Consider the following 13,655-nt stretch of genomic DNA (forward strand, 5'->3'; position numbering starts at 1 on the left):
ATCACTTTTTGCAAGTATCTTTCAACCGATAACGCTCTTGAGTCTGTATTATTTTAGTGCTATAATTCCATGACAAAGAACAAAGTGCCTATTGGCACATTTGCAAAAGCAAATAATGACTTATTTCGAAAGGTAGTGTGAAGCAATGGAACAAAAAGAGCATTTTCATGGAAGTGATTTAGAAAAGATTGAAAAAATTTTCGGTATCAAAAAAGAAAATATCATCAGTTTTTCAGCAAATGTCAATCCCTTAGGAATTTCTTATGATCTGAAAGAAGAACTTCCGAAACACATTGATGCGATCACTTCATACCCTGACCGTGAATATACGGATCTGCGACGTGCGATCGGCGACTATATCGGTATTGATCATTCGAATATCATTGTCGGAAACGGATCGACCGAACTGATCTCTCTGGTTACACAAAATCTGCATCCTAAAAAAGCACTGATCGTTGGACCTACTTATTCGGAATACGAACATGAAATTTCATTAGAAGGCGGTCGCTCGCATTATTATCGTCTTCATGAAGATGAAAACTTTGGTCTGAATGAACAGCATTTGTATGATGCACTGACAACGGATATCGATCTTTTAGTAATCTGTAATCCAAACAATCCGACTTCCTCACAGATCTCACGTCCTGTCATGCGCAATATTCTTGATCATTGTAAAGAAAAGGGGATCTTTGTAATGGTTGATGAAACCTATGTGGAATTTTCAGAAAACAGTGAAGCGATCACTTCGATCCCTCTAACACAGATTTATAATAATATCATTATCTTACGTGGTATTTCGAAGTTTTTTGCAGCACCCGGACTTCGTCTCGGTTATGCGATCTGCGGCAATCACTCACTATTGAAAGAAATGGAAAGCTTTAAGAATCCTTGGACGATCAATTCACTGGCTGCGATTGCCGGCGAGATCATGTTTCGTGATAAGCGCTATATCGAGGATACAAAAGAACTGATCTCTTCTGAGCGAAAAAGAATCTGTACGATTCTTGACCGGTATCAATCACATTTTAAATATTATGTACCACATGCGAACTTCATTCTGGTGCGTATCCTTGACGATGAACTGACGAGCGATCATTTATTTGAAAAAGCGATCAAAAAGGGACTGATGCTCCGTGATTGTTCTTCTTTCCCGTTCCTGGATAATAAATATTTTCGTTTCTGTTTTATGAAACCTGAAGATAATGACAGGCTGTTGGATGTGATCTTAGATGACATCCCGGCTGATGATCGCACCAATTAAATCTGCTATAGTGCTTTTGCCATGTTCATGAAAAAACAGAACACAGCATATTCAGCTAAATAAAAAAAGACGGTCAACTGTATCTGATATGGCTTTCTTTTTACAAAGTTCATTCGAATACAGCCGGCTGTCTTTTCTTTTTTTATCTTTATACAATAGTATCAATAACAAAATGCTGAATTTGTACTTTTCACTATCTACTGTAATTTCACTTTTAATTTTTTCGTAATATATTTGTCACCTGATTTTCGCATCACCGTACAAATAACTTTCTCTCCGCTATTATGCTGCAACAGGACATTATGAACATCTGTCATGCCACCCACGATCGAATCATCAATCTTTGTAATAATATCTGCAACACGCATTCCTGCCTGGTAAGCAGGTGCCTGTGCATAAACCGTCCTGACATATGCCCCGGTTGGCAGATCATGTGCAGATGCTGTTGCTTCCAAAATACTCTCTCCTTCAATTCCCAGATAAGCTACATCCTGCTTATGTTGTAAAAGTTCCAGGATTGTTGAAACATTGGACATATCTATAAAACCCATGCCGGAAGTACCGGTTTCTATTGTAAATTTTGTTGTGATCATACCAACTACATTACCTGAAATATCCAGTACAACACCATTTCCATCCTCCGAATAAGGAATATCTGTACTAAACAATTTTACCTCTCCGTCTGTGATCGTTCCGTATAAACTATTATTCGAAACATGTCCTGTCATGACAGAATATAACACACCGTTTGGACAGCCAATTGCGATCACATCACTTCCATTGCGCAGACCGCCGCCATATCCAAGCTCTGCTACCTGCATCTTTTCCTGTGTTTCCTGTGTGATCTTAGATTTGCTGATCATGATCACCGCCACATTGTACTGAAGATCGCTGTCTAAAACTTTTCCTTCTACAACCGTTTCATCTGCCAGCTGTACGCTGACCGTATGCTGTTCCTTCACTATATTGTAAGTTGTCGCAATATAGTAGTTCTTAGTATTTTCCTTATATATAATACCAAATGAAACATTCTTGCTGTTGTTCTGCTTCTCTGAAAACCAATCCTGCGCATCTGTTTTATTTTTAACTCCAACAATCGAAGCACTTGCCTGTCCTCCAATTGCTGCAAGCTGTTCCGACATTCTGTTCATATTTTCGGTTGTAAGACGGGAACTGTTATTACTGCCTCCTGTTGCTGGCGTTTCCTGCGGTTCCGCCGTAGCGGCTGCCGTTGCACTATACGTATTGATCTTAACAACGTTTCTGGTGCTGTTCTTTTTTGCGCGACTTGTGATCAGGCAGATCGCACCACCTGCTATTCCACCAAAAATACAGGCTGATACAATAAGAATTCCCAGCCTTTTCGCCCAGATCAGACATTGCTTTTTTCTTTGCGGTTTTACCTGCTCACGCATAAACTGATAACGTTCTTCCTTATGGGAATCATTGTTTTCTCTACTAAACATAGTTTCTACTCCAATGAAAAAATATATCAAGTTCCATTTACACTCTTTATAGAATAGCATACAGATATGAATATACTATGAATAACTTGTAACGTATTTTCCCATCTACCTTGCGAATTCATGATACACTATTGATAAAAGCACACTTTTTGTTGTATCATATACCATACATATAGCAGACATTTGTAACACCATTACATTTTCTAAAAACTCGCAAAACAAAAATGATCCAATGCGTCATACCCTTAGAATTTGTGTTGTGTTTCTATTTCTGTTTGTATTTTGGGTAGACACGCCACCTGATAAGAAGTTCTGATTTTTTAAGCTTTTTTGCTTATTGGGCGCGGGTCATAACTATAGGGGCGGCTCAGTCTGAGTAGCATTGTTGTTTGGGACACGCTCCCGCTTCGCAAAGCCACGTAGCGCACACATAGCATTGCAAAAAATCTTAGAAATTCTTATCAGGTGAAACAGTGCTCCAAAATACAATAGAAATAGAAACACAAATAAAAAGCTACTGCTATGACGCATTGTAATATTTTGTTTTGCGAGAATATTTGCAAGAATGCAAATGTCTGCCGTGCCTATAGAATAATGAGGAAACAGAAACGAGGATTTGTATGAATAAGAAAGTTTTCCATACGTTAGAATATGATAAAATAATACAAAAACTGATCAAACATGCTGCTTCTCCGTTAGGAAAACAGTATTGTCGTGATCTGACACCTTATACCGACGAAGAAATGATCCTGCATGAACAGCGTGAAACTTCAGATGCATTGACACATATCCTGACACAGGGTGCTGTCTCTTTTCAGGGAGTCAGAGAAATCCGTGAAAGTTTAAAAAGACTGGAGATCGGTTCTATTTTAAGTACAACAGAGCTTTTAAATATCTCTAATCTTTTGAATGCTGCAGGCAGTGTCAAAGCTTACTTTCGAAAAAGTGTCAATGAGACAGACGAAACAGGGGATTCTTTAAATGACTATTATCAGAAGATTGAACCACTTTTTCCCTTAATGAATGAGATCCGTCGATGTATACTTGCCGAGGATGAGATTGCTGATGATGCAAGTGCCGGTCTGTCTAAGATCCGTCATTCGTTAAAACGAACAGGCGATAAGATCCATGAACAATTAAATGCGATCCTAAACAGCTCTGCACGTTCCATGCTGCAGGACAGTCTGATCACGATGCGTAACGGAAGATACTGTCTGCCGGTAAAAGCAGAATACCGTTCTTCTTTTCCTGGTATGCTGCATGACCAGTCCGCTACCGGTTCTACCCTCTTTATGGAACCGACATCGGTTGTTAAACTAAACAACGAGATCCGTGAATTAGAATTAAAAGAACAAGAGGAGATTGAAAAGATCCTTGCTGATCTGAGCAATCAGGCTGCAGAACAGACCTTTTTTATTGAACAGAATTTTCAGGTTCTTTCAAAACTTGACTTCATTTTTGCCAAAGCATCTCTTTCGAGAGAAATGAAAGCAACCGAACCGAAATTTCCCAAGGAAGGCTATATAGAATTAAAAAAAGGGCGGCATCCTTTAATCCCATATAAACAGGTTGTTCCGATTGACCTGCATCTTGGAAAAGATTTTTCTCTGCTCGTTGTAACCGGTCCGAATACCGGTGGTAAAACTGTTTCTTTAAAAACAGTCGGACTTCTTACTTTGATGGGACAGTCAGGACTTCATATTCCGGCATTTGATGGTTCGAGCTTACGCATTTTCAAAGAAGTATATGCGGATATCGGCGATGAACAGAGTATTGAACAGAATTTAAGTACATTTTCTTCGCATATGGTCAATACCGTATCAATCTTAAAACATGCTAATCAGGATAGTCTGGTACTTTTTGATGAATTAGGTGCCGGAACCGATCCGGTAGAAGGTGCTGCTTTAGCAACTTCAATCCTGTCCGATCTGCACAGCCGTGGTTCAATCGTTATGGCAACGACACATTACAGCGAGTTAAAGCTTTATGCTTTACAGACTCCGGATGTTGAAAATGCCTGCTGCGAGTTTGATGTAACCACATTGCGTCCAACCTACCGTCTCTTGATCGGTGTACCGGGTAAAAGTAATGCTTTTGCGATTTCAAGCAAACTTGGTCTGTCTGATACGATCATACAGGATGCCAAAGCAAGGATCACTTCTGATGCACAGGCATTTGAAGATGTGATCAGTGACCTTGAAAAGACAAGGGTCGAATTAGAGAAGGAACATCAAAGCGTATCTCAAAACCGCAAAGAAATTTCCGAGCTAAAAAAACAGCTTCGACAGAAAACAGAAAAGATCGATTCTTCTAAAGAAAAGATTTTGGCAAATGCAAACGAGGAGGCTGCACGTATCTTAGCCGACGCTAAAGAATACGCAGATTCTACGATCCGAAAATACACAAAATGGGCAAAAAGCGATAAACACATCCGCGAAATGGAAGCGGAACGTGCAAAACTGCGCGAAGAGATCAACAAAAAAGACGCTAACAAAAAAATCGCTGCACCAAAAAGAAATACAAAAAAAGTCAAAGCAAGTCAGTTAATGATCGGCTCCGACGTCCGTATTCTTTCTTTGAATTCCGTTGGAACGGTCAGCACACTTCCAAACGAAAAAGGAGATCTTTTTGTACAGGCAGGACTGCTTCGAACCAAAGTAAATTTAAATGACATTGAACTGATCAAACAGGCACCTGTTAAGCCGGAACCGAAGAAAAAATCCGGTGGAGGCCACATCCGTATGGACAAGGCTGCCAGCATCCATCAGGAGATCAACCTGATCGGCATGACAGTCGATGAAGCAATGCCGGTTCTTGGCAAATACTTAGATGATGCCTATCTGGCTCACATGTCACAAGTCACGGTCATACACGGTCGCGGAACCGGAGCTTTACGAAAAGCAGTACACAATCATCTGAAGCGCACCAAATACATCAAATCATTCCGTCTGGGTGAATTCGGTGAAGGGGATATGGGCGTTACTATCGTAGAATTCAAATAAATACACTACAAAAAGGAGAATGAAAAAAATGGTAAACAAACAAAAAATACTGATTGTTGATGATGATGAAAATATTGCAGAGCTTATCAGCCTTTACCTTGCGAAAGAATGTTTTGATACTAAAATTGTAGGTGATGGTGAATCTGCTTTAGAAATGATTAAAACCTATCAGCCCAATATTATGTTACTCGACATCATGCTTCCGGGCATTGATGGCTATGAAGTATTGCGTGAAGTGCGCAAAAGCTCCAACCTTCCTATTATCATGCTCTCTGCCAAAGGAGAAGTCTTTGATAAGGTTCTCGGACTGGAACTGGGTGCTGATGATTATATTATGAAACCTTTTGATTCCAAAGAAATGGTTGCCCGTGTAAAAGCCGTATTACGTCGTTTCCAACCGACAATACAGGCAGCGAACACGCCTGAAGATACATTACCGGTCGAACAGGTAACGTATCCTGATCTGACAATCAATCTGACGGATTATTCTGTTCATTACAAAGGCGGAGTGGTAGAAATGCCACCAAAAGAATTGGAACTTTTCTATTTCCTTGCTTCTCATCCTAATCAGGTGTTTACACGCGAACAGCTTCTTGATCATATCTGGAGCTACGATTATATCGGTGATACCCGAACCGTGGATGTGCATATCAAGCGATTACGTGAAAAGTTCAAAGATCATCCGGCATGGAAACTAACAACGGTTTGGGGAATCGGATATAAGTTCGAATACCACAAATAATTTTTTGCTTACAAAGGAGAATGAATTATGCCTAAATCATCTCTTCGCTTCCAATTTGTTTTATCCTATGCTATTTTATGTATTCTGGTCTTTGTTCTGTTAAACACCTATGGACGTACCACGATATACAATCATTTGATCAAAACAGAAGAAACGAAATTATACAATGAAGCGGAATTGATCGTAAAAGATTATATTCCAAGCATGGATATATTAAACACCTCAGATGCTACTTTGTTAAAACACTTTTCTTCTCTCCAGACATTAACAAATATGCGTGTCTGGCTTGCATCGTCTGATGGAATGATCCTAATTGATTCTGATATGAAAAACAGCCAGAAAGGACGTAATATCAACCGATATGATTCCGGTTTTTTATCCAACCAGACGATTGTCGGCCGCTGTCCTAAGGGACTGCTGTCAGAGTCCATGATCACGGTGATCTATCCGATCACAGAATCTTTAGAGACAAAAGGATACGTCATTTTGATGTCTCCTAACTCAGGAATGTTAGACCAGGCGACCCAGTATATTGACACGATCCTGATCTGCTTTATTCTGCTTTTAACTGTAACGGCTTTGATCTTTTTTTACCTATATCATAAGAGTGTAAGACCACTTCGTCTTATGACAAATGCAGCGAAAAAATATGCTGACGGACAATTTGATGAGGGAATCACAACTTCCTTTAGCAAAGAACAAAATGAGCTGGCATCTGCAATTTATTATCTTTCCGAACGAATGCATAGTATAACCGATTATCAGACAAAATTCATTGCCAACGTGTCACATGATTTTCGCTCTCCGCTGACCTCGATCAAAGGATATGCCGAAGCGATCGCAGATGGTACGATTCCGCCGGAAATGCAGCAGAAATATTTTAATATTATTCTTTTTGAAGTAGAACGTTTAACAAAACTTACCGGAAATCTTTTAGAATTAAACCAGTTTGAGCAGGATGGTCTTGTATTAGAATTAGCAGACTTTGATATCAATCAGGCGATCAAAGACTCTTCTGCCGCTTTTGAACAAAGATGTACAGAAAAAAAGATTTCTCTGAATCTGATCTTTAGCGACAAAGAACTTTTTGTCAATGCAGATATCAATAAGATCCAGCAGGTTATTCAAAACTTATTGGATAATGCGATCAAATTCAGCCCAAATGATACAACGATTGAAATACGAACTGCAAAACGAAACCATAAAGTCTTTATTTCGGTAAAAGATCATGGTATCGGTATTGCAAAAGAAAGCCAGAAAAAAATCTGGACACGTTTCTACAAAACAGATGATTCCAGAGGCAAAGATAAGACCGGCACGGGGCTTGGACTTTCCATCACAAAAGAGATTATTGAAGCACATAATGAAAATATCAATGTGATCAGTACAGAAGGTGTCGGAACGGAATTTATCTTTACGCTGCCACCTGCCAAAAAAGATGAAAAACACACATAAGACAAACGATAGTCCTCTGATCAAACAGAGGACTATCTTACCAAAGCAGCAGCTTTGTTCTTTTTATTTTTTGTTGATCGTATATGACTTATGACTTGTTGCTCTCTTTAAAGCATCCATCAGACCGTTCAGTTTCCATTCCATTTTTGTCCGGTCATATTGTTCGCCATTATCCCAAAGAAAACTTGCAATGCCTTTATCATATGTATACTTTACGAAATTTTCAACAAAATAACGACAGCTTGCCGGATCGTTTGGCCCAAATCCATACTCTCCTACAATCACCGGAATTTCCTTCTTCACACAGGTTTTATCCAATTGATCGATCAGATCATGCATCTGTTTGATTTCTTCTTTACTTCCCCATGTATTCTGCTGATTTGTTGTACAGAACTGCCATGGCGTATAATAATGTACCGATAAGATTTCTCTGTCTTTAATCGTATCTTTTGGCATTTTAAACGTTCCATTCTCAATACCTGTACAAGTCTTTTCAATATCTGTCCAATACCCGGCGATCAGAAGATGTCTTTTGGCATTATTGCCACCACTGCTTCTGACGGTATCCACAAAAGTCTGGTTGAACTCATTTAATAATGCAAATGCTTTATTTTCTTCCATATCATCAAATCCAACTTCATTCATTGATTCAAAGATCAGATAGTCGGAATAATTCTGAAAACGGGATGCAATCTGAGTCCATAATGCTTTATAGCGTTCAAAAACTTCTGTCTTCGTTTTGTCACCTTCCGATGCAGATCGTATCCATGCACCAAAGTCAGGATCACCACCTCCGTCATGATGCAGATTGATGATCACATACATTCCATTTGTATATGCATAACGGACAACCTCTTCCACACGATCCATCCATGCCGGATCAATGGTATTCTTCTTTTTATCTATGATATGATCACGCCATGTCACCGGAATACGAACTGCATTGATACCATCCTTCTTTAAGCTGTCAAAAAGCTTCTGTGTGGTCTCAACATTGCCCCATAAGGTCTCATCTACCTTTTTGCCGGGCTTTGGTGTCTGGTTGACCTTACCATCTCCATCCGTATCCGCTTCACAGACATCAAGAGAATTGCCCAGATTCCATCCGATCTTCATCTCTTTGATCAGCTGCTGTGATGTGATGTCTCGCATCTTACCGGCTTTCTTTTCCAACACAGAGGTATCGCCTGCTGCAAGGCCGGTATTTACCGGATCTTTTGCCTCCTGGTCTGCACTTTGTGTAACATCCGCTTTCTTAGTCGTGCTCTTAGTCTCTTTTTGGTCACCGCAGCCACTCAGAAGCGATATAACAATTCCCATAGAAAGAACTGTTGTGATCAGTTGTTTTTTTAAACTTTTTCTCATATCTTTTTCCTCCCTGTAACACTCGGTAGTGTCACTTTCAAAGCATGTCTTTTTCACGGCTCATTTTTCATAGTTCACCTGACACAATCTAAACTGCCTTTCTTTTGTGTCCGTGCAAAAACCTTTTTTCAGCCTATCCTGTCTTTCCTTCGTTTTCCCGCAATACTATTTTTTCAGTCCGATTGATTGCAAATGGCAGCTTTTCTTTTTTTGATTATAGCAGATGTCTGCTATGAAAGAACTATATAAATTAGTACAAATATACTTCAAATTTCGGACACTTTATACGTATTTTCCACAAAAAAGACAATGAAACCATTCGGTCATATACTTTTCATGCTATTAACATTCTTCCATTGAAAAGATATTTCCGTAACAGATCACATTGTCTTTTTTAATTACAACTATTTTAAATTAAATACCTTGCAAAAGTCTGCCAGATATATGTATTGGCACTATTCTATTATTTATGCAGCTTTTGCCATGTTTTCATTAGATATTCTTATAATCGCATCTTGTACCAAGAATACTTGCTACCTGATATTCATAATCATCAATGCTCTTCTTCATCTTAAATGCTTCTTCAATATCTATATCATATACATGACCATCTTTATAACCAACCAGACGATTTTTCTTACCCTGATCGATAATGTCAACTGCATAGGATCCCATAACAGATGCATAAACACGATCACGTGCTGTAGGACTTCCGCCTCGCTGTAAATGACCGAGAATCGTTGCTCTTGTCTCTACACCTGTAGCTTCTTCAATACGCTGTGCAAGCTCATAAGAATGACCGACACCTTCTGCATTGATAACAACCTGATGTGTCATACCTGCTTCACGGTTCTTCTTGATCTCTTCGATCAGCTTGTCATAATCATTGTCAAAACGTTCCGGTAAAAGAATCTCTTCTGCACCATTGGCGATACCACACCAGAGTGCGATATATCCTGCAGAACGTCCCATAACCTCTACAACGCTGCATCTTTCATGCGAATTAGAAGTTTCACGAAGACGATCAATTGCTTCCATCGCAGTATTTACTGCCGTATCAAAACCGATCGTATACTCTGTATATGCAATATCAAGATCAATCGTTCCCGGTAAACCAATAACATTTACACCATACTTTGATAAATCCTTTGCTCCTGTGAAAGAACCATCTCCACCGATTACAACCAATGTGTCAATTCCCATTTCTTTACAGATTGCTGCTGCTTTCTTCTTACCGGCTTCTTCGCCAAACTCTGCACTACGAGCTGTAAAAAGGAAAGTACCACCATGCTGTAATTTTTCTGATACATCCTGAAATGTCATTAATTCCATTTCTTTATTCAAAATACCATTGTATCCTCTTTTTACACCAAATACTTCGTATCCTTTTGCAATACCGGTACGTACAACGGCACGTACTGCTGCATTCATTCCCGGTGCATCTCCACCACTTGTTAATACGGCAATTCTACCTTTACACTCGATCATTTCCTATATCCTCCATTTCTGTTGCTTGTCATGACGTTCCCATCATAAACTGTTTATGTATGTTAAACTAGCGTTTCTATTCAACAAAAACGAAACTACTATATTATAAACAACGTTACTATTTTATTATTTTTAGATTTCTTTTTCAACATCTTTTTCATAATTCTGCTTTTTTTCTCCATTATGTACAAAAAAGAAAGTGTCTTACTGTTATATTTCACTATAACGCTATGTCAGAAGTTGGTTTCACAAAGAAACTTCACTAATATTTTCATTAAGATATATTCTCAGGCTGACAGGTGATCTGCTGCATTTTCCCGGATCAGACCGGTCTGCTCTTTTTATCATTGCTATATTGACATCTAATATTATATGGCGTATAGTATCAATAACAAATAATACTATACGCCATATAATATTATTTATCATACTAATATACTCTCAGGAAGGAGGAATATTATGGTATTTAATACAGGAGCTGCTCTTTTGGATGCGATCGTCCTTGCGGTCGTCTATCGTGAAGAAGAGGGAACCTATGGGTATAAGATCACACAGGATGTTCGTGCTGTGATTGAGATTTCGGAATCTACCTTATACCCTGTACTGCGACGACTGCAAAAAGATGACTGCCTGGAAGTATATGATAAAGAATTTCATGGCCGCAACCGTCGTTATTATAAAGTGACTGAACGCGGCAGATGCCAGTTAGAGCTTTATCGTCAGGAATGGGGCAGTTATATTTCTAAGATCAATGATTTATTACTCAATAACAAATGAGAAGCATGGACATACGAATAAAAAATGCTATTCAAAACATTTCACAACGTTTACTGCTTCCACTATGATAGATACGCGAAAAAATCGCGGGAAAGATGGGGATTATCATGAATAAAAAATTATTTTTAGATGAATTACATCGTCTGCTCTCAGATCTTCCTCCGGAAGAACGGAATCAAGCGATCAAATATTATGAAGATTATTTTGAGGATGCAGGACCTGAAAACGAGCAGGCAATCCTAAAAGAGCTTGGATCACCACAAGAACTTGCCAATCAGATCAAAGCAACAACACAGGATGATATCGAATACGGTCAGGGAAGTTCTTTTCACAGATCGGCTGCTTACCCGGAGTTCTATGCACAAAAGGAACAATCAGATTCACAAAACGAAAACAACAGCGCTTTTAAGCAGACAAATGATGGTTTCCAACAAGGACACCAACAAGCCGGCAATGGTTTCAATAACGCTGGCACTGGCTACCGGCAGACCGACAATAATTTCAATAACAATGGCTACCGGCAAACCGACAATGGTTTCAACAACAACAGCTATCAGCAGACCGACAACGGTTTCAACAACAACAGCTATCAGCAAGCCGGCAACGGTTTCAGCAACAACAACAACTACAAGCAGGCCGGCAACGGTTTCAGCAACAACAACTACAAACAGGCCGGCAACGGTTTCAACAACAATGGCTACCGGCAGACCGGCAATGGTTTCAACAACAACAGCTATCAGCAGGCAGCCAACGGATACAATAGCCATTATCAGCAGCAATCAGCACGCAAAGCTGTGTGGATCGTTCTGTTTGCTCTCCTTGCAATTACGATCGGACTTCCTTGTCTGTCTGTGCTATTCGGAATCCTCCTTACAATCTTCTCTGTGATCATTTCTATTGTTCTCGCATTATTTGGAACCGGTGGCGGATTGATGATCGGTGGTATTGCATCTTTCTTTGGAAGCTTTTTTATGACGGCTGCTTCCGGTACAGGTGCTGTGCTTTTTACGATGGGAATCGGTCTTGTACTTTTTGCGATCGGTGCTTTGATCATATGGATCGGTGTCTTATTTTGTATCCGGTTTCTGCCAGCTCTCTTTCAGGCATCTTGGAAAGCTGCAAAAAGTGTAACCCTGAAATTTCAACAATGGATAAAAAAGAGGTGGTAGTGCTATGAAAAAGAAAAAACATATTATTTTAATCCTGTCCGGAATCCTGTTCCTGCTTGGCGTTCTTTTGATCCTTGTTGGAATGATCCTGGGTGTAGATTATGATGAGCTGACGATCTCATCGCATTCCGTAACAACACAAACAGTTTCACATACGATTGAAACGACAGCATCCGATGATCCATCAACCGTCCATAAGCTTGACTTTGACTTGTTTGCAGGAAATATCATCATTAAAAGTGGCGATGATTTTTCTATTTCCGGTGGCAAACTTTCCAAAAATATAATAGAAGATGGTGTCTGGAAAGTAAAAACTTCCAAACACAAAAAGCTTTCTGAGTTGATCCGTCATACTTTCACTTCCTCTGACACACACAACGGAACAATTACGATCACAATTCCTGATTCTGCTGCCTTGACAGAAGTACATCTTGAACTTTCTGCCGGCAATGTCAAGATCAACACACTAAAAGCAGATACCATAAAAATGGGTGTCTCAGCAGCGTCCACGAAAGCCGATACAATACTGGCAAAAAATGTATCTCTGGATGTCGCTGCCGGAAGCATGACGATCGATCAATTTACGATCAATGACAAAGCTTCCATCGATTGTAGTGCCGGTGATATCAAGCTCGGTTCAAAAGATAACGCAGCCAAAAATGTCTGTAACAACCTAAAGACTGACTGCTCTGCCGGTTCTCTTGATATATATGGAAAATTAACCGGATCTTCTGATCTGCAGGTACATATGGGGGATATTACTTTAGGACTTGCCGGTGCAAAAAGCAACTATAACTTTAACTCGGCATCCGCGACAATGGGGGATATCCGATACAAAAATGAAGGTACGGCTACAGATACAACCATCTATGGTGATGTATCACTTGATTGTACTATGGGGAACATCAAAGTTACATTTCATTCATAATA

Annotated in this window: 10 protein-coding genes; 7 read left to right on the forward strand and 3 right to left on the reverse strand. The window is 39.5% G+C overall.

The window, feature by feature from the left end; all coding sequences use genetic code 11:
• Positions 1-145 precede the first annotated feature (145 nt).
• Positions 146-1,261 (forward strand): pyridoxal phosphate-dependent aminotransferase, encoded by a 1,116-nt coding sequence (locus tag H8700_RS00705; RefSeq protein WP_249302233.1) that lies wholly within the window; start codon positions 146-148, stop codon positions 1,259-1,261.
• A 197-nt stretch (positions 1,262-1,458) separates the two neighbouring features.
• On the opposite strand, the gene H8700_RS00710 is transcribed toward H8700_RS00705, so the two are convergent.
• The gene (locus H8700_RS00710) at positions 1,459-2,727 is read right to left on the reverse strand and encodes a S1C family serine protease (RefSeq protein WP_249302235.1); all 1,269 of its coding nucleotides are present in this window, start codon (positions 2,725-2,727) and stop codon (positions 1,459-1,461) included.
• 620 nt (positions 2,728-3,347) lie between these two features.
• On the opposite strand from H8700_RS00710, the gene H8700_RS00715 reads away from it, so the two are divergent.
• From H8700_RS00715 to H8700_RS00725, 3 genes are read left to right on the forward strand one after another with little or no spacing between them, the layout of a single operon-like run.
• On the forward strand, positions 3,348-5,729 hold the full coding sequence (locus tag H8700_RS00715) for an endonuclease MutS2 (protein WP_249302237.1): 2,382 nt from the start codon (positions 3,348-3,350) through the stop codon (positions 5,727-5,729).
• Positions 5,730-5,757: 28 nt separating this feature from the next.
• Positions 5,758-6,471: a response regulator gene (locus tag H8700_RS00720; RefSeq protein WP_022141353.1), complete on the forward strand. Its 714-nt coding sequence runs from the start codon at positions 5,758-5,760 to the stop codon at positions 6,469-6,471.
• Between the two features lie 27 nt (positions 6,472-6,498).
• Positions 6,499-7,926, forward strand: coding sequence for a sensor histidine kinase (locus H8700_RS00725; protein ID WP_249302239.1), 1,428 nt, complete (start codon positions 6,499-6,501; stop codon positions 7,924-7,926).
• A gap of 63 nt (positions 7,927-7,989) precedes the next feature.
• On the opposite strand, the gene H8700_RS00730 is transcribed toward H8700_RS00725, so the two are convergent.
• Together H8700_RS00730 and pfkA are read right to left on the reverse strand one after the other, a co-directional pair.
• Positions 7,990-9,291: a glycoside hydrolase family 5 protein gene (locus H8700_RS00730; RefSeq protein ID WP_249302241.1), complete on the reverse strand. Its 1,302-nt coding sequence runs from the start codon at positions 9,289-9,291 to the stop codon at positions 7,990-7,992.
• Positions 9,292-9,783: 492 nt separating this feature from the next.
• The gene (gene pfkA, locus H8700_RS00735) at positions 9,784-10,779 is read right to left on the reverse strand and encodes a 6-phosphofructokinase (protein ID WP_249302244.1); all 996 of its coding nucleotides are present in this window, start codon (positions 10,777-10,779) and stop codon (positions 9,784-9,786) included.
• A gap of 459 nt (positions 10,780-11,238) precedes the next feature.
• Between pfkA and H8700_RS00740 the strand changes: the two genes are divergently transcribed.
• The 3 genes from H8700_RS00740 to H8700_RS00750 all read left to right on the forward strand — a co-directional run bounded on the left by H8700_RS00740 (position 11,239) and on the right by H8700_RS00750 (position 13,653).
• On the forward strand, positions 11,239-11,556 hold the full coding sequence (locus H8700_RS00740) for a PadR family transcriptional regulator (RefSeq protein WP_022141357.1): 318 nt from the start codon (positions 11,239-11,241) through the stop codon (positions 11,554-11,556).
• Between the two features lie 107 nt (positions 11,557-11,663).
• Positions 11,664-12,725: an HAAS signaling domain-containing protein gene (locus tag H8700_RS00745; protein WP_249302246.1), complete on the forward strand. Its 1,062-nt coding sequence runs from the start codon at positions 11,664-11,666 to the stop codon at positions 12,723-12,725.
• 4 nt (positions 12,726-12,729) lie between these two features.
• Positions 12,730-13,653: a DUF4097 family beta strand repeat-containing protein gene (locus H8700_RS00750; RefSeq protein ID WP_249302250.1), complete on the forward strand. Its 924-nt coding sequence runs from the start codon at positions 12,730-12,732 to the stop codon at positions 13,651-13,653.
• Positions 13,654-13,655: the final 2 nt, after the last annotated feature.

It is taken from the genome of Jutongia hominis, assembly GCF_014384965.1.
In the GTDB taxonomy this organism is placed as follows: Bacteria; Bacillota; Clostridia; order Lachnospirales; family Lachnospiraceae; genus Butyribacter; species Butyribacter hominis.

What these genes read in the sequence shown, in the direction of transcription:
- H8700_RS00705 (WP_249302233.1), top strand. Translation starts at nt 146, where the DNA reads ATGGAACAAAAAGAGCATTTTCATGGAAGTGATTTAGAAAAGATTGAA.
- H8700_RS00710 (WP_249302235.1), bottom strand. Translation starts at nt 2,727, where the DNA reads ATGTTTAGTAGAGAAAACAATGATTCCCATAAGGAAGAACGTTATCAG.
- H8700_RS00715 (WP_249302237.1), top strand. Translation starts at nt 3,348, where the DNA reads ATGAATAAGAAAGTTTTCCATACGTTAGAATATGATAAAATAATACAA.
- H8700_RS00720 (WP_022141353.1), top strand. Translation starts at nt 5,758, where the DNA reads ATGGTAAACAAACAAAAAATACTGATTGTTGATGATGATGAAAATATT.
- H8700_RS00725 (WP_249302239.1), top strand. Translation starts at nt 6,499, where the DNA reads ATGCCTAAATCATCTCTTCGCTTCCAATTTGTTTTATCCTATGCTATT.
- H8700_RS00730 (WP_249302241.1), bottom strand. Translation starts at nt 9,291, where the DNA reads ATGAGAAAAAGTTTAAAAAAACAACTGATCACAACAGTTCTTTCTATG.
- pfkA (WP_249302244.1), bottom strand. Translation starts at nt 10,779, where the DNA reads ATGATCGAGTGTAAAGGTAGAATTGCCGTATTAACAAGTGGTGGAGAT.
- H8700_RS00740 (WP_022141357.1), top strand. Translation starts at nt 11,239, where the DNA reads ATGGTATTTAATACAGGAGCTGCTCTTTTGGATGCGATCGTCCTTGCG.
- H8700_RS00745 (WP_249302246.1), top strand. Translation starts at nt 11,664, where the DNA reads ATGAATAAAAAATTATTTTTAGATGAATTACATCGTCTGCTCTCAGAT.
- H8700_RS00750 (WP_249302250.1), top strand. Translation starts at nt 12,730, where the DNA reads ATGAAAAAGAAAAAACATATTATTTTAATCCTGTCCGGAATCCTGTTC.